Origin of the sequence: Enterobacter cloacae complex sp. 402C9 (genome assembly GCF_050030745.1) — a bacterium.
Taxonomy (GTDB): domain Bacteria; phylum Pseudomonadota; class Gammaproteobacteria; order Enterobacterales; family Enterobacteriaceae; genus Enterobacter; species Enterobacter intestinihominis.
This window is the reverse complement of record NZ_JBLGUW010000001.1, coordinates 4619382-4641144: the sequence shown is the minus strand read 5'-3', so window position 1 is coordinate 4641144 and position 21763 is coordinate 4619382. Positions and strand designations below refer to the sequence as shown.

The following is a 21763-nucleotide window of genomic DNA, read 5'->3' as shown; positions in this document are numbered from 1 at the left end:
CCCCTCTCCCCTATGGGGAGAGGGTTAGGGTGAGGGGATTACGAACGCTTATACAGCGGCAGCCACAGCGTTAGCCGCAGCCCGCCCAGCGGGCTGTCATCGGCTTTCACCCAGCCACGGTGCTGCTGCATGGCTGTTTCAACAATCGCCAGACCCAGCCCCGTACCGCCAGATTCACGGTCGCGCGCCTCGTCGGTACGGTAGAACGGACGGAAAATCTGCTCGCGATCTTCCGGGCTGACGCCTGGACCGTCGTCGTCCACGATGATAGTGATCCCGTCTTTATCCACCGAAAACGCCACTTCAATCTTCGTGTGCGAGTAGCGCAGGGCGTTACGCACGATATTCTCCAGCGCGCTTTCCAGCGTGTTGGGGTTACCGTACAGCGGCCACGGGCCCGGCGGGAAATTGACGGTGAAGGATTTGCCCATCTGTTCCGCTTCGAAGGCCGCGTTGTCCAGCACCTCATGCCAGAGGTGATTGGCTTTCACCGTTTCGCTCACCAGCGCGTTTTTCTGCTGATTGCGCGACATCACCAGCAGATCGTTGATCATGCTGTCCAGGCGATGCGCTTCCGTCTCAATACGCTCCAGCTCTTTGCTCTCACCGCTGCGACGGCGCAGCAGGGCGGTACCCAGCTGTAAACGCGTGAGCGGCGTCCGCAGCTCGTGGGAGATATCCGACAGCAGACGTTGCTGGGCCGTCATCATTCGATCAAGCGCGCTCACCATCTGGTTAAAACTGGTTCCGGCGGCCAGGAACTCCTGCGGCCCGGATTCCAGCTCCGGATGCTGCCTCAGGTTGCCCTGCGCCACTTCGTCCGCCGCGTTTTTCAGCTTACGCGCCGGTTTCGCCAGGCTCCACGCCAGCCATAACAGCAGTGGGGAACTAACCAGCATGGTGACAATCAACAGCAACAGCGGACGGTCAAACAGCAGGTTGATGAAGTCGGACTGGGAACTGCTCGCGGGGCGAATCAGGTAGAGCTGGTAGTTATCTTCCCCATCCCGCACCGAGAAAGGGCCCACCATTTCTACCCGACCATATTTCTTTTTCTGCGGGTGATCGGCGTTATCCGCCTGGCCAATAAAGTTGCGGATAATCTGCATTTCATTGCGATCGGCCCCAATCACGCGGCCTTCACTAGTGACCAGTAAAAGACGTTGTCCGGGGGGCGCCCACTTGTCGATAGCGCGAAACAGCCTGCGCCACCACATTAAATCGTTCGGCGGATCGTTTGCCAGCTCCGCTTCCACGTGCTGCTCGATCATCACGCCCTGACGTTGCTCGCTGTCGAGCAGCTCCGTCATCTGGCGTGAGTCGAGTTTTGGCAACATCAAAACGAGCATTAAAACCAGTGCCAGCGTCAGCCAGAAGATGGCGAAGATGCGGGCGGTTAAGCTCCCTATCATGAAGCGGAAACCATCAGATAACCGCGACCACGCAGGGTTTTAAACCAGGGGTGACCGTCTTTACGCTCCGGCAGCTTACGGCGCAGGTTCGAGATATGCATATCGATGGCGCGGTCAAACGGGGTGAGGCGTTTGCCCAGCACTTCCTGGCTCAAGTGTTCACGCGACACCACCTGGCCGAGATGCTGCGCCAGCAGATACAGCAGGGTGAACTCGGTGCCGGTTAGCTCCAGCGTTTCACCGTCGAAGCTCGCTTCCTGGCGGCCCGGGTTCAGGCTCAGGGAGTCCACTTCCAGCGTAGGTGAGCTGTTGTCGGTATTCTGCTGCTGCTCGCTCCAGTGAGAGCGGCGCAGGATCGCGCGAATACGGGCCACCAGTTCACGGTCGTTGAACGGCTTAGGTAAATAGTCATCCGCACCCAGCTCAAGGCCGAGTACGCGGTCAAGCTCGCTGCCGCGCGCGGTCAGCATAATGACGGGGGTCTGGTGTGTCTGGCGAAGCTCTTTCAACGTATCAATGCCGTTTTTCTTCGGCATCATGACGTCGAGCAAAAGTAAATCGATGCTGTCGTCAAGGAGACTCAGCGCCTGTTCCCCATCGTGGGCAACCAGGACGTTGAAACCTTCCATGTCGAGCAACTCCTTTAAAAGAGATGTGAGCTCTCGGTCATCATCAACTAACAGGATTTTATTCATTGTTTAAATACCTCCGAGGCAGAAATTACGACATCAAGGCTATCTAATCCATGACTTTACGTTGTTTTACACCCCCTGACGCATGTTTGCAGCCTGAATCGTAGACTGTCTCTCGTTGAATCGCGACACGAAAGATTTTGGGAGCAAGTGATGCGCAAAGTTACCGCTGCCGTCATGGCCTCAACGCTGGCCTTCTGTGCGTTTAGCCAGGCTGCTGTAGCTATCAACAGCGATAACGGTTCCTCAGCAGAGGGCGCAACGCAGCACAGCAGCCAAAGCCATATGTTTGACGGCATAAGTTTAACCGAACATCAGCGTCAACAGATGCGAGATCTGATGCAGAGGGCACGACACGACCAGCCCCCTGTTAATGTTAGCGAAATGGAGACAATGCATCGCCTTGTCACCGCAGAAAATTTTGACGAAAGCGCTGTACGCGCTCAGGCAGAAAAAATGGCGCAGGAACAGGTTGCCCGCCAGGTAGAAATGGCGAAGGTACGCAACCAGATGTTCCACCTGCTAACGCCCGAGCAGCAAGCGGTTTTGAATACCAAACATCAGCAACGTATGAACCAGTTGCGTGAGGTTGCACGGATGCAGCGAAGCTCAGATATGACGCTTTTCAGTAGCAATAGCAGTACCCGTAGTAACCAGTAAACCCTGTTTTCCTTGCCATAGACACCATCCCTGTCTTCCCCCACATGATGTGGGGGTTTTTTTTGCCCATCGTTCAGTGTTGTTAACCGTTTATTCATCCTTTGACTCCTCAACCATCCGTTATACTAGCGCCATGGCATGACAGGAGTGTTTATGAATCAATCCTATGGACGGCTGGTAAGCCGGGCCGCAATCGCCGCGACGGTGACGGCGTCGTGTTTGCTGATCATTAAAATTTTCGCGTGGTGGTACACCGGGTCGGTTAGTATTCTGGCGGCGCTGGTGGATTCACTTGTGGATATTGCCGCCTCGCTGACCAACCTGCTGGTGGTGCGCTATTCGCTGCAACCGGCGGATGAAGAGCATACGTTTGGCCACGGCAAAGCGGAATCGCTGGCCGCGCTGGCACAAAGTATGTTTATTTCTGGCTCCGCGCTTTTCCTGTTTTTGACCGGCATTCAGCATCTTATTTCGCCTTCTCCGATGAACGATCCGGGCGTTGGTGTGGTCGTAACCGTAGTTGCACTTATAAGCACACTTGTTCTTGTAACGTTCCAGCGCTGGGTTGTACGCAAAACACAAAGCCAGGCTGTACGGGCCGATATGCTTCATTATCAGTCTGATGTTATGATGAATGGGGCAATTCTTATTGCGCTCGGTCTGGCCTGGTATGGCTGGCATCGTGCCGATGCGTTGTTTGCGTTAGGGATAGGGATCTATATTTTATACTGCGCGTTGCGGATGGGGTATGACGCGGTACAGTCGCTTCTTGACCGTGCGCTTCCGGATGCAGAACGTGATGAAATTTATGCCATCGTGACCCACTGGCCTGGCGTCAGTGGTGCTCACGATCTTCGTACGCGGCAGTCAGGGCCGACCCGCTTTATTCAGATTCATTTGGAAATGGAAGACAACCTGCCACTGGTTCAGGCGCATATGGTCGCTGAACAGGTGGAGCAGGCGATTTTGCAGCGTTTCCCTGGGTCAGACGTCATTATTCACCAGGATCCGTGCTCTGTCGTCCCCAGGGCGTTTTGAGCTTTCGTAATTCGTTGTAAAAAAGTGAGCCAGACCAGCATTTTGTGGATAAATTACCACCATATGGCCTGACCTGAATCAATTCAGCTGGAAGGGATTGATATACTATTTGCAGTATTCGACGGTTGAACAGTTTCTTCCGGCAGCAGATTTCAATTTTGCATTCCTAAGTTCAGAGGTAGTCATGATTAAGAAAATCGGTGTGTTGACAAGCGGCGGTGATGCGCCGGGCATGAACGCGGCAATCCGTGGGGTTGTCCGTGCAGCGCTGACGGAAGGTCTGGAAGTTTTTGGTATCTATGACGGTTACCTGGGTCTATATGAAGACCGCATGGTTCAGCTCGACCGCTACAGCGTGTCTGACATGATCAACCGTGGCGGTACTTTCCTCGGTTCCGCGCGCTTCCCGGAATTCCGTGACGAACACATCCGTGAAGTGGCTATCGAAAACATGAAAAAACGGGGTCTGGATGCGCTGGTGGTTATCGGCGGCGACGGCTCGTACATGGGTGCAAAACGTCTGACTGAAATGGGCTTCCCGTGCATCGGCCTGCCTGGCACCATCGACAACGACATCAAAGGCACTGACTACACCATCGGTTACTTCACTGCGCTGGGTACCGTTGTGGAAGCGATTGACCGCCTGCGTGACACCTCTTCCTCTCACCAGCGTATTTCCATTGTTGAAGTGATGGGCCGTTACTGCGGTGACCTGACCCTGGCAGCGGCCATTGCCGGTGGCTGTGAGTTCGTGGTAGTTCCGGAAGTAGAGTTCAGCCGTGAAGATCTGGTCGCAGAGATCAAAGCCGGCATCGCGAAAGGTAAGAAACACGCCATCGTTGCTATCACCGAGCACATCTGTGACGTTGACGAGCTGGCGAAGTACATCGAAACCGAAACCAAACGCGAAACCCGCGCGACCGTTCTGGGTCACATTCAGCGTGGCGGTTCCCCAGGCCCGTACGACCGTATCCTGGCGTCCCGCATGGGTGCGTACGCGATCGAGCTGCTGCTACAGGGCCACGGCGGCCGCTGCGTCGGTATTCAGAACGAGAAACTGGTTCACCATGACATCATCGACGCCATTGAAAACATGAAGCGTCCGTTCAAAGGTGACTGGCTGGACTGCGCGAAAAAACTGTACTGATCGGCTCTGTTGCCCGGTGGCGGCAAGGTAAATGCAAAACGGTAACCCTTGGGTTACCGTTTTTTATGGTTGCTCCCTCTCCCGTGGGAGAGGGTTGGGGTGAGGGCATCAGGCCGCTCATTCACTTTTTTTTATTCCTTCACGTTATAGCCAATCTTTTTTTATTCTTTAATCATCGGTTAGCTTTCTGGCACGCTGCATTCATCAAAACACTACACAAGAGAGCCGGGCGATGAATAAATGGGGCGTGGGGTTAACATTATTGCTGGCATCGACCAGCGTTCTGGCAAAGGACATTCAGTTACTGAACGTGTCGTACGATCCGACGCGTGAACTGTACGACCAGTACAACAAAGCTTTTGCGGCGCACTGGAAACAGGAAACCGGCGATAACGTGGTGGTTCGTCAGTCTCACGGCGGTTCAGGTAAGCAGGCGACATCGGTGATCAACGGCATTGAAGCCGATGTGGTTACCCTGGCGCTGGCTTATGACGTAGACGCGATCGCGGAGCGTGGCCGTATCGACAAAAACTGGATCAAGCGCCTGCCGGACAACTCTGCGCCATACACCTCGACCATTGTCTTCCTGGTGCGCAAAGGCAACCCGAAACAGATTAAAGACTGGAACGACCTGATTAAGCCGGGCGTGTCTGTCATCACGCCGAACCCGAAAAGCTCCGGCGGCGCACGCTGGAACTACCTGGCGGCCTGGGGCTACGCCCTGCACCACAACAACGGTGACCAGGCTAAAGCGCAGGAATTCGTGAAAGCGCTGTTTAAAAATGTCGAAGTGCTGGACTCCGGCGCGCGCGGCGCAACTAACACCTTCGTCGAGCGCGGCATCGGCGACGTGCTGATTGCCTGGGAAAACGAAGCCCTGCTGGCGACCAACGAGCTGGGTAAAGACAAATTCGAGATCGTGACCCCGAGCGAATCCATCCTGGCTGAGCCGACCGTCTCCGTCGTCGATAAGGTTGTTGATAAGAAGGGCACTAAAGCGGTGGCGGAAGCCTACCTGAAGTACCTCTACTCACCGGAAGGGCAGGAAATTGCGGCGAAAAACTTCTACCGCCCGCGCGATGAGGCCGTCGCGAAGAAATACGAAAACGCCTTCCCGAAACTGAAGCTGTTCACTATCGATGATGTTTTTGGCGGCTGGACCAAAGCGCAAAAAGAGCACTTCTCTAACGGCGGCACCTTCGACCAGATCAGCAAGCGCTAAGCGTTTTACAAAGAACGACACGGTAACCCGGTGTGAGAAATCCACCGGGTTTTTTATTTGGTCATCATTTTGCGTTACTCTTTTGCCTCTATTGAAAACAGGGAACGCGTTGTGAAAAAAATTATCTTACTGATTCTGATCGTTATCGCCCTTGCCGCAGGCGGCGTGTACTGGATGAAAGCGGGTAATCCGAATGCGTTGCGTCATATCGTTCTCGACCAGTGTGTGCCCAACCAGCTGCATAACCGTAACCCGGCACCGTGTGCGCAGGTGAAGCCAGATGCGGGCTACGTGGTGTTCAAGGACCGCAACGGACCGCTGCAATACCTGCTGATGCCCACGTACCGTATCAACGGCACCGAAAGCCCGCTGCTGACTGAGCCTCAGACACCGAATTTCTTCTGGCTGGCATGGCAGTCTCGTCATTTTATGAGCATGAAACGGGGAGCCGACGTGCCTGACAGCGCTGTTTCTCTGACCATCAACTCCCCGACCGGGCGCACGCAGAACCATTTTCATATCCACATCTCCTGCCTGCGCCCGGACGTGCGCGAGAAGCTGAACGCGGCGCAGGGGCAAATCAGCACCCAGTGGCTACCGCTTCCGGGCGGGCTGGAAGGGCATGAGTACCTTGCCCGTCGGGTGACGGAGAACGAACTGGTGCAGCGCAGCCCGTTTATGATGCTGGCGGAAGAGCTGCCGGAAGCGCGCGACCATATGGGACGCTTCGCGCTGGCGATGGCGCAGCAGTCAGACGGCTCGTTTGTACTGCTGGCGACGGAGCGTAACCTGCTGACCTTTAACCGTGCGTCGGCTGAGGAATTGCAGGATCATCAATGCGATATCCTGAAGTGACCCCACCATAAATAGCGTTTACTCGCCCTGCCTGTCGCCGTAGACTTGCTGAAAAATTCTACAGGAGACAGGTATGTCGCTCTGGTTAACGCATCCTCTGCTGCTTCCCTCGCTGATCGTCGGCGTCACCATCGTGCTGTGGGCGACGTCGCTGTTGCCGGAATTTATCACCGCGCTGCTGTTCTTTACGGCGGCGATGACCGCCAGAATCGCCCCGCCGGAAGTGATCTTTGGCGGCTTCGCCTCGTCTGCCTTCTGGCTGGTGTTCAGCGGCTTTGTGCTGGGCGTGGCGATTCGGAAAACCGGCCTGGCGGACAGGGCCGCCCGGGCGCTGTCGGCAAAGCTTACCGACTCCTGGGTGCTGATGGTGGCAAGCGTTGTGCTGCTGAGCTATGCCCTGGCATTCGTGATGCCGTCGAACATGGGACGTATTGCGCTGCTGATGCCGATTGTCGCCGCGATGGCGAAGCGGGCCGGCATTCCTGATGGCTCGCGGGCCTGGTTTGGCCTGGCGCTGGCGGTCGGGTTTGGCACCTTCCAGCTCTCGGCCACTATTTTGCCCGCTAACGTGCCAAACCTTGTGATGAGCGGCGCGGCGGAGGGCTCATACGGCATCCACCTCAACTATGTCCCGTATCTGCTGCTGCACACGCCGGTGCTGGGTATTCTCAAAGGCCTGATTCTGATTGGCCTGATCTGCTGGCTGTTTCCCGGCAACCCAAAACCGGCGAAGGATCTCGCGCCATCGGAACCGATGGCGCGTGACGAAAAACGTCTCGCCTGGCTGCTGGCGGTGGTGTTGACGATGTGGGTAACGGAAAGCTGGCACGGCGTGGGGCCAGCATGGACGGGGCTGGCGGCCTCGGTCATCGTTATGCTGCCGCGCATCGGATTTATCACCGGCGAGGAGTTCTCGGCGGGGGTGAATATGCGCACCTGTATTTACGTCGCGGGTATACTCGGGCTGGCCATTACGGTGACGCAGACCGGTATCGGTGCGGCCGTAGGCGAGGCGTTGCTCCATATCATGCCGCTGGATGCAGACCGCCCGTTTACCAGCTTCCTGGCGCTGACGGGGATCACCACGGCGCTCAACTTCATTATGACCGCCAACGGCGTTCCGGCGCTGTACACCACGCTGGCGCAGAGCTTCTCCGACGCGACCGGCTTCCCGCTGCTGTCGGTGATCATGATTCAGGTGCTGGGGTATTCCACGCCGCTGCTGCCGTATCAGGCGTCGCCGATTGTGGTGGCGATGGGCTTAGGGAAAGTGCCTGCGAAGGCGGGGATGCTGCTCTGCCTGGCGCTGGCGATTGCGACGTATCTGGTGCTGCTGCCGCTGGATTATTTGTGGTTTAGCGTATTAGGACGTTTGTAGTGGTTTTGTAGGGCGGGTTAGCGAAGCGCCACCCGCCCCAAAGGCAATTACGCCTGCTTAGCCGCTTCTGCCGCTTTAACGATCACCGCGAAAGCGTCTGCTTTCAGGGATGCGCCGCCAACCAGCGCGCCATCGATGTCTGGCTGGGTGAACAGCTCAGCTGCGTTTGATGCGTTAACGGAACCGCCGTACTGGATGATGACCTGCTCAGCCACTTTCGCGTCTGCTTTTGCAATGTGGTCACGGATGAACTTGTGCACCGCCTGTGCCTGCGCTGGAGTTGCAGATTTGCCGGTACCGATCGCCCAGACTGGCTCGTAAGCGATAACCGCGCCTTCGAACGCTGCCGCGCCCTGGGTTTTCAGCACAGCGTCGATCTGACGTGCGCACACTTCTTCGGTTTTACCCGCTTCGTTTTCTGCTTCGGTTTCACCGATGCACAGAACCGGGATCAGACCCTGCTCTTTCAGCACAGCGAATTTCTTCGCGATGAACTCGTCAGATTCTTTGTGGTAGGTGCGACGCTCAGAGTGGCCGATGATGATGTATTTCGCGCCGATGTCTTTCAGCATTTCAGCGGAGGTTTCACCGGTAAACGCGCCAGACAGGTTAACGTCAACGTTCTGCGCGCCCAGAATGATGTGGCTGCCGTCAGCGGCACGTTTAGCCAGATCCAGGTACATATCCGGCGGAGCGATAGCAACCGCGCAGCCGGTCACGCCAGCCAGCTCTTTACGCAGGTTAGCAACCAGTTCGTTTACCATGTGGCGGCTGCCGTTCAGTTTCCAGTTACCCATCACTAAAGGATGTCGCATTTCAATTCTCCACGCTCAATAAGCGAATTAAGGAATATGGCCACCCTTAAGGGCAGCATGGTCTGTGAATCAGTATAGAGATTTTCCCTCGAAAGGCTTTGCTTTTTGTCATTAATTCGCCCCCTCGAGTGCGTCTGATAGGGCCAGCTTAATCGGTTCAACCGCGAAGGTCAGCCCCTTTTCGCCGTTATCTGCGACAACATAGCGAACGGCACCTTCCGTATCCGCGTAATAGCGTTTGTTTTTCCCGGCGGTAAGCAGTTTTTGCAGCTTTTGCTGGCTTTGCGCTTTCGTGAAGGTGGGGGTAAAGGCGCGCAAAATAGCACTCATATACTCCAGCGCTTTCGCTTTCGCCGCTTTCTGCTCTGGGCCCTGAATCGGCAGCCAGGTGATCTGCATGCTTTTGATTTTTAACGTTCCGCGCTCAAGGGCAGTGGAAGCATATAGATTCTCGTTAATTTTGCTGGCAGCGCGGGTCAGGGTTGGCGTATCGCGGGCACCGTCAATCGCACGGAACTCCCCCAGCGCAAGCGAGGGGTTTTCTTTATTGAAGGCTTCGCGGAACTGGCTGATAGATTGATCGAAAGAGGGGGCGCCCGCCAGAAGGTAGGGGGCGGTGACCGGGGAAGCCGGTTCCGCGGCGTGCAGAGAAAAACTGGCGCTCAGCATCGCTAAACACAAATAAAGAGAGTGTGCCGAACTTTTCATCAACATTGCCCCTGGCCGTTATTGCCCATGATTAAAACGATATCTGGTCGGCTTGTCAAAAGGTCACAACTCCAGGGTAAAATGCGGGCTAAACAATAATAAGGAACCTTACATGACCATACAGCAGTGGTTGTTTTCATTCAAAGGGCGTATTGGACGCCGTGACTTCTGGATCTGGATGGCAGCGTGGGTTGTCGCCATGCTGCTTCTGTTTTTTGTTGCCTATAACGCCTGGCTGAGCACGCAAACTGCGGCTTTTGCGCTGGTCTGTTTACTGTGGCCAACCGCCGCCGTGGTGGTGAAACGTCTGCACGATCGCGGTCGCTCCGGCGCTTGGGCTTTTCTGATTATTCTGGCGTGGATGCTGGTGGCGGGGAACTGGTCAATGCTGCCCTCCATCCTCCCGTGGGTGGTGGGCAGACTGCTGCCGACGGTTATCTTTGTGATGATGGTTGTCGAACTGGGCGCGTTTATTGGCACCCAGAGCGAGAACAAATACGGAAAAGATACCCTTGAGGTGAAGTACCGCTGATCACCAGTAGTGTTCGGCGGTCATATGGCCCGGTCGGCGGCGAAGGTGTTTCGTCATCTGCCGGGTATCCTTCAGCAGTTGCTGCGTATCGCGCACCATCTGCGGATTACCGCACAGCATCACATGGCTGGTTTCGGTATTCATCGGTAAACCCACCGCCTCTTCCAGCGCGCCGCTTTCAATCAACGCCGGAACGCGGCCGGTTAACGAGCCAGCTGCGGTTTCGCGGCTGACCACCGTCTGAATTTTTAACTTCCCGCCATATCGCTGTTCCAGCGCCTGCATCTGCGGCAAATAGCTCAGGTCTGCGGCGTAGCGCGCGGCGTGAACCAGCACGATATTCTTAAAGCGCTCCAGATCTTTGCCGTACTCCAGGATAGAGAGATACGGGCCGATGGCCGTGCCGGTCGCCAGCATCCAGAGCGTGTCACAGTCGGGGATTTCATCCAGCACGAAGAACCCCGCCGCGTCGGAGACAATCTGCACCTCATCGCCCGGTTTCAGCGCGGCGAGGCGCGGGCTGAGCTTACCGTCCGGGACGGTGACCAGATAGAACTCGAGATCCGGGTTATCAGGCGCGTTAACGTAAGAGTAGGCGCGCTGTACGCGTTCACCGTCGATATCCAGCCCGAGCTTGGCAAACTGCCCGGCGGTAAACGGATGAACGGGAGCGTGCAGCGTGAGGCTAAATAGCGCATCGGTCCAGAACTGTACCTTTGTGACTTTACCTGTTACCCAGTCCGCCATGATCTTCTCCTGTGCTGTTTCTCTCTTCTATCTTCCGTACTTGTGGGAAACATTTCCAGCCCATTCGGGCCGGAAAGCTCTATCGATCAAACGGTTTTACAGAATGTGCGTCTGTACGTCCGGGTCTTTGCGGTCGAGATAATGAATGGACTGAATGCGGCGAATGGTGCGGGATTTGCCGCGGATCAGCAGGGTTTCAGTGGTGGCCATGTTTCCCTTGCGGGTGATGCCATCCAGCAGATCGCCTTTGGTGATGCCGGTTGCGGAGAAGACCACGTTATCGCTGCGAGCCATCTCGTTCAGCGCGAGCACTTTATTGGCCTCGATGCCCATCGCCGCACAGCGCGCCAGTTCGTCTTCACCAATGCGAAGGTTCTCGTCGCTGTCGCCTTTGACCTCATGGCGTGGCAGCAGACGCGCCTGCATATCGCCGTCCAGCGCGCGGATCACTGCCGCAGAGACCACACCTTCCGGCGCGCCGCCGATGCCGTAAAGCACGTCGACCTCGCTGTCCGGCATGCAGGTCAGAATAGAGGCGGCAACGTCGCCATCAGGAATGGCAAATACGCGCACGCCGAGTGCTTGCAGATAAGCGATGGTGGCGTCGTGGCGCGGTTTCGCCAGGATGGTCACGGTGAGTTCGTTGAGCGGTTTACCCAGCGCCGCTGCGATATTGCGCAGGTTGGCATCCAGCGGCAGGCTAAGGTCGATAGCGCCTTTAGCACCAGGACCGACAATCAGCTTTTCCATGTACATATCTGGCGCGTTGAGGAAGCAGCCCTTATCGCCCACCGCCAGCACCGCCAGCGCGTTGGCCTGGCCCATCGCCGTCATGCGCGTGCCTTCGATCGGGTCGACCGCGATATCCACCGCATCGCCTTTGCCCGTCCCGACTTTTTCACCGATGTAGAGCATCGGGGCTTCGTCGATTTCGCCTTCGCCAATGACGATAGTGCCATCGATATTGACCTGATTAAGCACAATGCGCATGGCGTGGACGGCTGCGCCGTCTGCGGTATTTTTGTCGCCACGGCCCAGCCACTTGTAGCCTGCGAGGGCGGCAGCTTCGGTGACGCGGGAAAACTCGATAGCAAGTTCACGTTTCATGAGGTACTCGTACAATCAAAAGGAATTGCACGAAGTTTATCACAGAGTGGGGAGGGGGAGGGGTGGTGCGGTCTGAGCCCCTCACCCCGGCCCTCTCCCCAAAGGGGAGAGGGTGTTTTAAGTCCCCTTGCCCCTTTGGGGAGAGGGTTAGGGTGAGGGGTGAGTCTGTCTTACTCGTCGTGCTCTTCCCATGCCAGGGCACGTTTCACCGCTTTCTTCCAGCCGCTGTAGCGGTAGTTGCGCTCGGTGGTTTCGATGCCTGGACGGAATTCGCGTTCGATCACCGCTTTTTCCTGAAGCTCGTCAAGGTTTTGCCAGAAGCCAACCGCCAGACCTGCCAGATACGCCGCGCCCAGCGCCGTTACTTCTCGCACCTCAGGACGTTCAACGCGGGTACCCAGAATGTCGGACTGGAACTGCATCAGGAAGTTGTTGGCTACCGCACCGCCGTCCACGCGCAGGGCGTGCAGACGAATGCCGGAGTCCGCCTGCATCGCTTCCAGCACGTCGCGCGTCTGGTAGGCGATGGATTCCAGGGTCGCACGAATAATGTGGTTTGAGTTCACACCGCGCGTCAGGCCGAAAATCGCGCCGCGGGCGTACGGATCCCAGTACGGTGCGCCCAGACCGGTAAACGCTGGCACCACGTATACGCCGTTGGTGTCTTTCACTTTGGTCGCGAAGTATTCGGAGTCAAACGCATCGCTGATCAGCTTCATCTCGTCGCGCAGCCACTGAATGGAGGCACCCGCCATGAATACCGCCCCTTCCAGGGCATAGTTCACTTCACCGCGTGGGCCGCAGGCGATGGTGGTCAGCAGACCGTTTTCTGATTTCACCGCTTTCTCGCCGGTGTTCATCAGCATAAAGCAGCCGGTGCCGTAAGTGTTCTTCGCCATCCCTTCCTTGACGCACAGCTGGCCGAACAGCGCCGCCTGCTGGTCACCGGCGATACCGGCGATAGGAATACGCGTGCCGCCTTTACCGCCGATGTTGGTCTGGCCGTATACTTCTGAAGATTTGCGCACGTCTGGCAGCATCGCACGCGGAATGTCCAGCGCGTCCAGCATCTTGTCATCCCACTCCAGGGTGTTGATGTTGAACAGCATGGTGCGCGAGGCGTTGGTGTAGTCGGTGACGTGAACGCGTCCCTGAGTCATCTTCCAGATAAGCCAGGTATCGACGGTGCCAAACAGCAGCTCGCCGCGTCGTGCACGTTCGCGTGAACCTTCCACGTGATCGAGGATCCACTTCACTTTGGTGCCGGAGAAATAGGGGTCAATGACCAGACCGGTTGTACTGCGCACGTACTCTTCCATTCCGTCGCGCTTCAGTTTTTCGCAGATCTCTGAGGTGCGGCGGCACTGCCAGACAATGGCGTTGTAGATGGGCTTACCGGTTTCGCGCTCCCAGACAACGGTGGTTTCACGCTGGTTGGTGATACCGATAGCGGCAATCTCGTCAGAACTGATGTCGGCTTTCGCCAGCACTTCCACCAGCGTGGAGCTTTGTGACGCCCAGATCTCCATCGGGTCGTGTTCAACCCAGCCTGGACGCGGATAGATTTGCTCAAATTCGCGTTGAGACACGCTGACAATGTTCGCGTCATGATCCATTACGACAGCGCGGGAGCTGGTAGTGCCCTGGTCGAGCGCAACGATATATTTTTTTTCGGTCATGGTATGTGTCCCGTAGTCAGATTACAGCGAAGCTTTTTGTTGTGTGGTGGAAGTCGACTCTTTTTCCTCTTCCACACAGGTGTCGCACGGTAAGTGGCGACCAATTAATTTGCGATAGCCGAATGCGCCCAGCGCCGCCCCTACGATTGGCCCGAACAGCGGAACCAGGAAGTAAGGAATGTCTTTGCCGCCGGTAAAGGCGACATCGCCCCATCCTGCAAAGAAGGCGAAGGTTTTTGGACCCAGGTCACGCGCCGGATTCATCGCAAAGCCGGTCAGCGGACCCATGGATGCGCCAATTACCGCAATCAGAAGGCCAATCAAAAGTGGTGCCAGCGGGCCGCGCGGAATGCCGTTTCCGTCGTCGCCCAGCGCCATAATGACGCCCATCAGAATAGCGGTAATCACCATTTCAACTGCGAACGCCTGCACAAAATTAATATGCGGATTCGGATACGTTGAGAAAATGCCTGCCAGATCCAGACTTTCGACACTGCCACGCACCATATGATGCGTCTGTTCGAAGTCGGTGAAAAGATTGTAATAAAGCCCGTAAACTAACGCCGCTGCGCAAAAGGCGCCGGCAAATTGTGAAATGATGAAAGGGACAACTTTGCGTCCGTCAAAGCACGCGAATAGCCACAACGCGATGGTCACCGCCGGGTTAAGATGTGCGCCGGAAACCCCTGCGGTCAGGTAGATGGCCATCGCCACACCCAAACCCCAGATAATACTGATTTCCCACTGACCAAAACTGGCACCTGCCACTTTCAGTGCAGCGACACAGCCTACTCCGAAGAATATCAACAACCCGGTACCCAGGAACTCGGCAATGCACTGGCCTTTTAAGGTTGATGTCTGACTCATAATCGGAATCCTGCAAAAGAGTAATGTTTATTGTTTGCGTGACCGCCCGTGACAGCCACGATGCCCTGTAGACATAGTGTTAATTTATCGTTAACGAGCACAAACGAGAAATATCGAAATCAAAATGTGTGGTCTGTGTCAATAAAATGAGCGTTTTCGCGCCATAAAGCGCGTTTTTGCATCAACGGTATAATGTGAGCTGAATCATTTCATTAACTAAAGAGTTAACAATTTAGGGGTATATACCGCGAACGCACCAGGACCAGACCTAAAAGTGTTGCAAACCGCGATCTGCGCGGTGTGTCGCTGGACACAGAGCGCCGCGCTCCATACAATCGACGGTATATGTCGTGCGCGTTTACGTTAAAGCGTCGCCTTGCAATTCAGGAGAGGTAGCATCATGTCTTTAGAAGTGTTTGAGAAACTGGAATCGAAAGTACAGCAGGCGATCGACACCATCACCCTGCTGCAGATGGAAATTGAAGAGCTGAAAGAGAAAAACAACTCCCTGTCCCAGGAAGTTCAGAATGCTCAGCACAGCCGTGAAGAACTGGAGCGCGAAAACAACCAGCTGCGCGAACAGCAGAACGGCTGGCAGGATCGCCTGCAGGCACTGCTGGGACGTATGGAAGAAGTCTGATTTCCTTTGGGAATGAATTGAACAGGCCGGGTAAGGCGAAGCCGCCACCCGGCTTTTTTATGGTTTTCGCTAACCGATATCAAACCATAAAAAAGGCCGCCTGAGGCGGCCTTAACGCTACTTGTCCTGCGCTGTCGTAGCAAAAGCAACAAACCCACTCGGTTCATCGCTCTTTACAACGAGTACGCTGGCGACAATGAACGCGATACATAAATAGCATTTCATTATGCGGTCCCTGCAGCTAACCGCTCCACCGTTCACCACCGGTGATAAGTCGGTGGACACAAGCCCGGTTAAAGGTTGCTTTACGGTGGTGAATACACCTTTCCCTGGACCGGCGCCCATTTGCGAGATGGCGGAAAGGGACACAGCATCATAATGAGCAACAGCTGCGGAGTTAAGGTTTCCACACATAATTAGGAATTCATAAAGGGTCGACAGGGGTTACCTGAGGAATGAATCAGGGTAAGATAAAAATCCTGGTTAAAGGTTGCAATATCACCCAACGGACCGCGAATCCCGTGGGACAAAAAAACCGCCACATTGCTGTTGGCGGTTTTTTTATGCATCTCGCTTATCGATTAACTACTCAATGTCCAGCGCATCCTCGGAAAGGATAATGCCGGTATTGTCAGCATAAAGGTGGTCGCCCGAGAAGAAGGTCACGCCGCCGAAATTGACGCGCACGTCGCTTTCGCCGATGCCGTCGCCCGCTGCGCCTACCGGTATGGCCGCGATGGCCTGAATCCCGATATCCATGTCTTCGAGATCGTCCACCTGACGCACGGAACCGTACACCACAATGCCTTCCCACTCGTTCTGGACGGCAATTCCCGCCAGTTCAGCATCAATCAATGCACGGCGCACGGAACCGCCGCCGTCGACCACCAGAACGCGGCCACGGCCGTTCTCTTCGAGCAGATCGTACAGCAACCCGTTGTCCTCGAAACATTTCACCGTGATGATTTGTCCGCCAAACGACGACCGTCCACCAAAGTTGGAGAACAGGGGTTCAACGACGTTGACATCTTCCTGGTAGATGTCACAAAGCTCGGAGGTATCGTATTTCATAGGTTTAACGCTCTGTTGCTGCGAATGTGTTCAGTATATCGTGCGAAATGCCTTGTTGGCAAAATCATCAATTGTTAATTGATATTTGTCAGCTAACTCAGCGTCTGGCTTAAGACAATCCCGATGACGAACAGCAGGTTAGTCAGCAACGCGCCTTTTACCGTGCGCTCCAGCATCGGCGGCATAGCAGCCGGGCTGAGTTCACGCATGACATAGCGGGCCTGCTTGACCAGCAGCGGTGCGGCGAGCACAAACAGCCAGCCCCACAGGCTGTGCAGAGAGATCAGATTGAACAGCGCCAGGCAGACCAGCGCGCCGATGAGCAGGCAGGCGTGATAGCGGCGGGCATTCACCGGGCCCAGACGCACGGCCAGCGTGTTCTTACCGTTCTCACGGTCGCTGTCGATGTCGCGCAGGTTATTGATATTCAGCACCGCCGTCGCCAGCAGACCGCAGGCGGTCGCGGGCAGGAACAGGGCGGGGATCACCGTATGCGCCTGCAAGTACCAGCTTCCCATGACGCTCAGCCAGCCGAAGAACACCAGTACGGAGATGTCGCCCAGACCAATATACCCGTAAGGACGCGTCCCGACGGTATAGGTAATTGCTGCAATAATGGCGAGCAAGCCCAGCACCAGGAAGCCAATGAAATCGCTGGTGGTTTTCGAGGCGACCGTCACCAGCGCCAGGCCGGACAGGCAAATCAACACCACGGTGATAATCAGCGCCCGCTTCATCTGTGCCTGGGTAATCACCCCTTTTTGCATCCCGCGCAGCGGCCCGATACGATCAGGTTTATCGCTGCCTTTTACCGCATCGCCGTAATCATTGGCGAGATTAGAGAGGATTTGCAGTAGCCCGGCGGTGACAAGCGCCAGACCAGCCACCAGGGGATCGAAATGCCCCTGCCACCAGGCAAGTGCGGTACCGACGATAATGGCGGCAAAAGCCAGAGGAAGCGTTTTTGGACGCAGACTTTCGAGCCACGCCTGCGTACGGCTGATATCAGTCATAGTTATTTAGCCAATAAAAATGGGGGCCATAGCCCCCATCAACAGTGATGAAAATGCATTGAACGCGATTATAGAATAAAACGGCTCAGATCTTCATCTGCCACTAACGCATCCAGGTGTTTGCCCACATACTCTGCGTCAATGGTAATGGTTTGACCGTTAAGGTCGCTCGCATCGTAAGAGATATCTTCCACCAGGCGTTCCAGCACGGTGTGCAGACGACGCGCACCGATGTTTTCGGTGGTTTCGTTGACCTGCCATGCGGCCTGAGCGATGCGTTTTATCCCATCGTCGGTGAACTCGATATTCACGCCTTCGGTCGCCATCAACGCTTTGTACTGTACGGTCACAGAAGCGTTTGGCTCAGTCAGGATACGTTCGAAATCTTCAGTGGTCAGCGCCTGCAGCTCAACGCGGATTGGCAGACGACCCTGCAGTTCCGGAATGAGATCGGATGGGCTGGCAACCTGAAACGCACCTGACGCGATAAACAGAATGTGGTCAGTTTTCACCATGCCGTGCTTGGTAGAGACGGTGCAACCTTCCACCAGCGGCAGCAGGTCGCGCTGAACGCCTTCGCGGGAAACATCCGGGCCGGAGCTGTTGCCGCCGCGCTTACAGATTTTGTCGATTTCGTCGATAAACACGATACCGTGCTGCTCAACCGCGTCGATAGCGTCCTGTTTCAGCTCTTCCGGGTTAACCAGCTTCGCGGCTTCTTCTTCAATCAGCAGCTTCATCGCGTCTTTGATTTTCAGCTTACGCGCTTTCTGCTTCTGCCCGCCCAGGTTCTGGAACATGGACTGCAACTGGCTGGTCATCTCTTCCATGCCCGGAGGGGCCATGATTTCAACGCCCATTGGCGCGGCAGCGAGATCGATCTCAATCTCTTTGTCGTCCAGCTCGCCTTCACGCAGTTTTTTGCGGAATGCCTGACGCGCAGCAGAAGGTTCAGGCTGCTGTTCAGCCTGTCCCCAGTTATTTTTTGCCGGTGGGATCAGCACGTCGAGAATACGCTCTTCGGCCATCTCTTCGGCGCGATAGCGGTTTTTCTCAATCGCCTGGACACGCACCATCTTAATCGCTGAATCGGTCAGATCGCGGATGATGGAGTCCACTTCTTTACCCACATAGCCCACTTCGGTGAACTTGGTGGCTTCAACTTTGATGAACGGCGCGTTAGCCAGTTTGGCCAGACGACGGGCGATTTCGGTTTTACCCACCCCGGTCGGGCCGATCATCAGAATATTTTTTGGCGTCACTTCATGGCGGAGCTCTTCGTCGAGCTGCATGCGACGCCAGCGGTTACGTAGTGCGATAGCCACGGAGCGCTTGGCGTTGTCCTGGCCGATAATGTGTTTGTTCAGTTCGCTGACAATTTCGCGTGGGGTCATTTCAGACATGGGCGATCCTTACGCTTTGGAGGTCAATTCTTCGATGGTGTGATTGTGGTTGGTATAGATGCAGATATCACCTGCAATATCCAACGCTTTCACCGCGATATCGCGCGCGTTCATGTCGGTATTTTCCAACAGCGCACGGGCTGCGGCCTGGGCGTACGGGCCGCCAGAGCCGATGGCAATCAGGTCGTTTTCAGGCTGAACCACGTCGCCGTTACCGGTGATGATCAGCGAGGCGTTTTCGTCAGCCACGGCCAGCAGTGCTTCGAGCTTGCGCAGCATGCGGTCGGTACGCCAGTCTTTTGCCAGCTCAACGGCGGCTTTCACCAGATGACCCTGATGCATTTCCAGTTTGCGTTCAAACAGTTCAAACAGCGTGAAGGCATCAGCCGTGCCGCCTGCGAAACCGGCGATCACTTTGTCGTTATAAAGACGACGTACTTTCTTCACGTTGCCTTTCATGACGGTATTACCCAGCGTGGCCTGGCCATCACCGGCAATTACCACCTGGCCGTTACGGCGTACACTTACTATTGTTGTCACGAGCAGACCCCCTGGTTACAGATTCGGGAAACAGAAGCCCTGAGCCTGTGCTCAGGGCTGAATTAAATGATAGATGGGGGAGATTTTGGGGGTTTCAACCCCCGGAGGCGAGTCGAATGCAGTTTGTGTGGCCCGCCACTTTCAAACGGGAAATGGTGCCGTCTGCGTTTTCTTTGCCTTTGACCGGTCCAATCACCACGCGATTCCAGCCGTTATTGGTGGTAATGCGTGAGTCAAATCCTTCAAATGCCAGCTGAGCACGCACCGTTTCTGCCTGCTCAGCGCCTTTAAACGAACCGCACTGAACCATCCAGCGGCGTTCATCTTTTTTCTCAGCCGTCTGCTTTGGTGCCTCGGTCTCTTTAGTGACCGGCGCAGCCTGCTGCGTTTTTGGCTGTTGCGCAGTGGTATGTGCAGGCGTCTGCAACAGATCCTGATACGGCTGTGCTGTTTGCTTCTGCGGCTGGGCTTTCGGCTGCTGCTGAACAGGCTGCGTTTGTACGGTACGCGTCTGCTGCTGCGGTTGTGTACGCGGCTGTTGTACCGGCTGCGTCTGCGTCCACTGCTGCTGTTGCGTTTGCTGCTGTGCCTGACGCTGGCGCTGCAACGTTTGCTGACGCTGCGCCGGGGTTTGTTCGTTCCACGGTACTTCGTTCAACTGCGTAGGCTGCTGGCGCATGTCCGCCTGCATCTGAGCGAGCAACTGGCGCTGTTCGTCCGTCAGCTGATCGGCATTCTTCACTTCACCCCCGGCAGAAGGCTCGGTAGGCGCACGTACGCCAGGCTGGCGGCTTTCCAGCTCTTTAATGTAGCGCCAGCGCTCTTCAGGCTTCGGAGGAAGGCCGTTGCCGACGACCTTGTTACCCTGAAGGGCTTCAGACTCTTCTTTTTTATGATGCGTAATGAAGTAGAGGCCGCCAATAAAGGCCACCAGCACAGCCGCAGCAATGGCGACCATGGCTGGGGAGACAGCAGACAGGCTACGTTGCTTGCTTTTTGAACTACTCTTTTTGCGTCGCGAAGGTGCCTGCTGGCCGCGACGTACATAATCTCGTTGTGCCACTATCGTTTCGCTGTATTTATTCGTTCGTCAGCCCGCCATGTTACTTAAGCGACGGGGCTTTGACCAGATAAGGGTGTCGAAAGGTATTTACTTTAAGTTAATGCCTGGGTAGAGCCGCGCACAATCAGCTCACAATCCAGTAGTCGTGACCCACTGCTAACTGTTTGACCGTGCAGCTGATCCAGCAAAAGCAGCATCGCTTCCCGGCCAATGTCATACCGCGGCTGCGAAACAGTCGAAAGCGGCGGATCGCAAAACTCCGAAAGCGAAATATTATCAAAACCGATTATCGACAGGTCCTTTGGCACGCGCAGGCCGTGACGTTTGGCGTAGGATAACGCCCCCAGCGCCATCACGTCGCTGTGGCAGAAGACCGCGGTAGGCGGTTCTGGCAAGGCAAGCAATTTTTCCAGCGCCTGCCCGCCCGCTTCAAAGGTGAAATCACCGCGCGCAATGTAGTGCGGATCGACAATAGCCCCGGTACGGCGAAGCGCCTGAACGTAGCCCTGCAACCGGTAATGACACAGCGGCATCTCTTCTGGTCCGGCAATACAACCGATACGCTTATGCCCCAGCTCCTGAAGATAGTTCACGGCGTTGAACGCGGCGGTGAGGTTATCGATATGAACGGTCGGCAGCTCCAGCTCCGGCGCGAATTCGTTCGCCATGACCATTGGCGGTAAATTGCGCTGTTCTTCAATGCTGGCATCAAACGGCAGGCGTGAGCCAAGCAGCAGCATGCCATCAATCTGCTTGGTGATGATCAGGTCGATGAACGTTTTTTCCTGCTGGTTCTGGTGGGCACAATCACCAATCAGCACCAGATAGCCCTGGGCGGCGGCCGTGACCTCAATGCCGCGGATGATTTCGCTGAAGAAGGGATCGCAGATGTCCGGCACGATCACCAGGATGGTGCGGGATTCGTTGCGTTTAACGTTGCGCCCCATGGCTTGCGGGAAATAACCGACCTCAAGCGCCGCCTTTTCAACCCGGTTTCGGGTCGCCTGGGAGACTTTGTCAGGGTTCATCAATGCGCGGGACACGGTTGCTGTTGAGACTTGTGCTTTCTCGGCAACGTCTTTCATGGTCGCCGAGGCAACCTCTTTCCTGGACTTCAACGTCTTCTCCTCGCCTGAACACCGAACTGCGGACCGCACCATTTTTACAGATAGTT

At 55.8% G+C, this 21763-nt stretch carries 22 protein-coding genes; 8 read left to right on the top strand and 14 right to left on the bottom strand.

Features of this window, described 5'->3' with window-relative positions; translation table 11 throughout:
- Positions 1-38 precede the first annotated feature (38 nt).
- Both cpxA and cpxR read right to left on the bottom strand, forming a co-directional pair.
- Positions 39-1412, bottom strand: a complete 1374-nt coding sequence (cpxA, locus tag ACQG1K_RS22060; RefSeq protein ID WP_022649811.1) for an envelope stress sensor histidine kinase CpxA — start codon at positions 1410-1412, stop codon at positions 39-41.
- Complete coding sequence (gene cpxR, locus ACQG1K_RS22055) at positions 1409-2107, bottom strand: envelope stress response regulator transcription factor CpxR (protein ID WP_003862004.1); 699 nt, start codon at positions 2105-2107, stop codon at positions 1409-1411. The genes cpxA and cpxR overlap by 4 nt, the downstream gene beginning before the upstream one ends.
- Positions 2108-2257: 150 nt before the next feature.
- On the opposite strand from cpxR, the gene cpxP reads away from it, so the two are divergent.
- The 6 genes from cpxP to ACQG1K_RS22025 all read left to right on the top strand — a co-directional run bounded on the left by cpxP (position 2258) and on the right by ACQG1K_RS22025 (position 8404).
- Positions 2258-2764, top strand: a complete 507-nt coding sequence (cpxP, locus tag ACQG1K_RS22050) for a cell-envelope stress modulator CpxP (RefSeq protein WP_023305089.1) — start codon at positions 2258-2260, stop codon at positions 2762-2764.
- 153 nt (positions 2765-2917) lie between these two features.
- The gene (gene fieF, locus ACQG1K_RS22045; RefSeq protein ID WP_063146857.1) at positions 2918-3802 is read left to right on the top strand and encodes a CDF family cation-efflux transporter FieF; all 885 of its coding nucleotides are present in this window, start codon (positions 2918-2920) and stop codon (positions 3800-3802) included.
- Positions 3803-3986: 184 nt separating this feature from the next.
- A complete protein-coding gene (gene pfkA / locus ACQG1K_RS22040) occupies positions 3987-4949 on the top strand; it encodes a 6-phosphofructokinase (protein ID WP_003862009.1) in 963 nt (320 codons plus the stop codon).
- Positions 4950-5181: 232 nt separating this feature from the next.
- Positions 5182-6171: a sulfate ABC transporter substrate-binding protein gene (locus ACQG1K_RS22035; protein ID WP_023298902.1), complete on the top strand. Its 990-nt coding sequence runs from the start codon at positions 5182-5184 to the stop codon at positions 6169-6171.
- 111 nt (positions 6172-6282) lie between these two features.
- Complete coding sequence (locus ACQG1K_RS22030; protein WP_063853151.1) at positions 6283-7026, top strand: CDP-diacylglycerol diphosphatase; 744 nt, start codon at positions 6283-6285, stop codon at positions 7024-7026.
- 73 nt (positions 7027-7099) lie between these two features.
- The gene (locus ACQG1K_RS22025) at positions 7100-8404 is read left to right on the top strand and encodes an SLC13 family permease (protein ID WP_048965674.1); all 1305 of its coding nucleotides are present in this window, start codon (positions 7100-7102) and stop codon (positions 8402-8404) included.
- Between the two features lie 47 nt (positions 8405-8451).
- On the opposite strand, the gene tpiA is transcribed toward ACQG1K_RS22025, so the two are convergent.
- On the bottom strand, positions 8452-9219 hold the full coding sequence (gene tpiA, locus ACQG1K_RS22020; RefSeq protein ID WP_003862019.1) for a triose-phosphate isomerase: 768 nt from the start codon (positions 9217-9219) through the stop codon (positions 8452-8454).
- A 111-nt stretch (positions 9220-9330) separates the two neighbouring features.
- A complete protein-coding gene (locus ACQG1K_RS22015; protein WP_022649805.1) occupies positions 9331-9927 on the bottom strand; it encodes a DUF1454 family protein in 597 nt (198 codons plus the stop codon).
- Between the two features lie 112 nt (positions 9928-10039).
- Between ACQG1K_RS22015 and ACQG1K_RS22010 the strand changes: the two genes are divergently transcribed.
- On the top strand, positions 10040-10459 hold the full coding sequence (locus ACQG1K_RS22010) for a DUF805 domain-containing protein (protein ID WP_022649804.1): 420 nt from the start codon (positions 10040-10042) through the stop codon (positions 10457-10459).
- Here the strand turns inward: ACQG1K_RS22010 and fpr are convergent, their stop codons facing one another.
- From fpr to ACQG1K_RS21990, 4 genes are all read right to left on the bottom strand, one after another.
- On the bottom strand, positions 10460-11206 hold the full coding sequence (fpr, locus tag ACQG1K_RS22005) for a ferredoxin--NADP(+) reductase (protein WP_022649803.1): 747 nt from the start codon (positions 11204-11206) through the stop codon (positions 10460-10462).
- 96 nt (positions 11207-11302) lie between these two features.
- Positions 11303-12313 (bottom strand): class II fructose-bisphosphatase, encoded by a 1011-nt coding sequence (gene glpX, locus ACQG1K_RS22000; RefSeq protein WP_023307187.1) that lies wholly within the window; start codon positions 12311-12313, stop codon positions 11303-11305.
- Between the two features lie 170 nt (positions 12314-12483).
- Entirely contained in the window at positions 12484-13992 is a 1509-nt protein-coding gene (glpK, locus tag ACQG1K_RS21995; RefSeq protein ID WP_022649801.1) for a glycerol kinase GlpK, read from the bottom strand.
- Positions 13993-14013: 21 nt separating this feature from the next.
- Positions 14014-14859 (bottom strand): MIP/aquaporin family protein, encoded by an 846-nt coding sequence (locus tag ACQG1K_RS21990; protein WP_022649800.1) that lies wholly within the window; start codon positions 14857-14859, stop codon positions 14014-14016.
- A gap of 400 nt (positions 14860-15259) precedes the next feature.
- Between ACQG1K_RS21990 and zapB the strand changes: the two genes are divergently transcribed.
- On the top strand, positions 15260-15499 hold the full coding sequence (gene zapB / locus ACQG1K_RS21985; protein WP_022649799.1) for a septal ring assembly protein ZapB: 240 nt from the start codon (positions 15260-15262) through the stop codon (positions 15497-15499).
- A gap of 585 nt (positions 15500-16084) precedes the next feature.
- On the opposite strand, the gene rraA is transcribed toward zapB, so the two are convergent.
- The 6 genes from rraA to cytR all read right to left on the bottom strand — a co-directional run bounded on the left by rraA (position 16085) and on the right by cytR (position 21707).
- Positions 16085-16570: a ribonuclease E activity regulator RraA gene (gene rraA, locus ACQG1K_RS21980; protein WP_022649798.1), complete on the bottom strand. Its 486-nt coding sequence runs from the start codon at positions 16568-16570 to the stop codon at positions 16085-16087.
- A 92-nt stretch (positions 16571-16662) separates the two neighbouring features.
- Positions 16663-17589, bottom strand: coding sequence for a 1,4-dihydroxy-2-naphthoate polyprenyltransferase (gene menA / locus ACQG1K_RS21975; RefSeq protein ID WP_088581795.1), 927 nt, complete (start codon positions 17587-17589; stop codon positions 16663-16665).
- Between the two features lie 62 nt (positions 17590-17651).
- Positions 17652-18986, bottom strand: coding sequence for an HslU--HslV peptidase ATPase subunit (gene hslU, locus ACQG1K_RS21970; RefSeq protein ID WP_022649796.1), 1335 nt, complete (start codon positions 18984-18986; stop codon positions 17652-17654).
- A gap of 9 nt (positions 18987-18995) precedes the next feature.
- On the bottom strand, positions 18996-19526 hold the full coding sequence (gene hslV, locus ACQG1K_RS21965) for an ATP-dependent protease subunit HslV (protein WP_022649795.1): 531 nt from the start codon (positions 19524-19526) through the stop codon (positions 18996-18998).
- 94 nt (positions 19527-19620) lie between these two features.
- The gene (gene ftsN / locus ACQG1K_RS21960) at positions 19621-20589 is read right to left on the bottom strand and encodes a cell division protein FtsN (protein WP_426720982.1); all 969 of its coding nucleotides are present in this window, start codon (positions 20587-20589) and stop codon (positions 19621-19623) included.
- 92 nt (positions 20590-20681) lie between these two features.
- Positions 20682-21707 (bottom strand): DNA-binding transcriptional regulator CytR, encoded by a 1026-nt coding sequence (cytR, locus tag ACQG1K_RS21955; RefSeq protein WP_063853129.1) that lies wholly within the window; start codon positions 21705-21707, stop codon positions 20682-20684.
- Positions 21708-21763 lie beyond the last annotated feature (56 nt).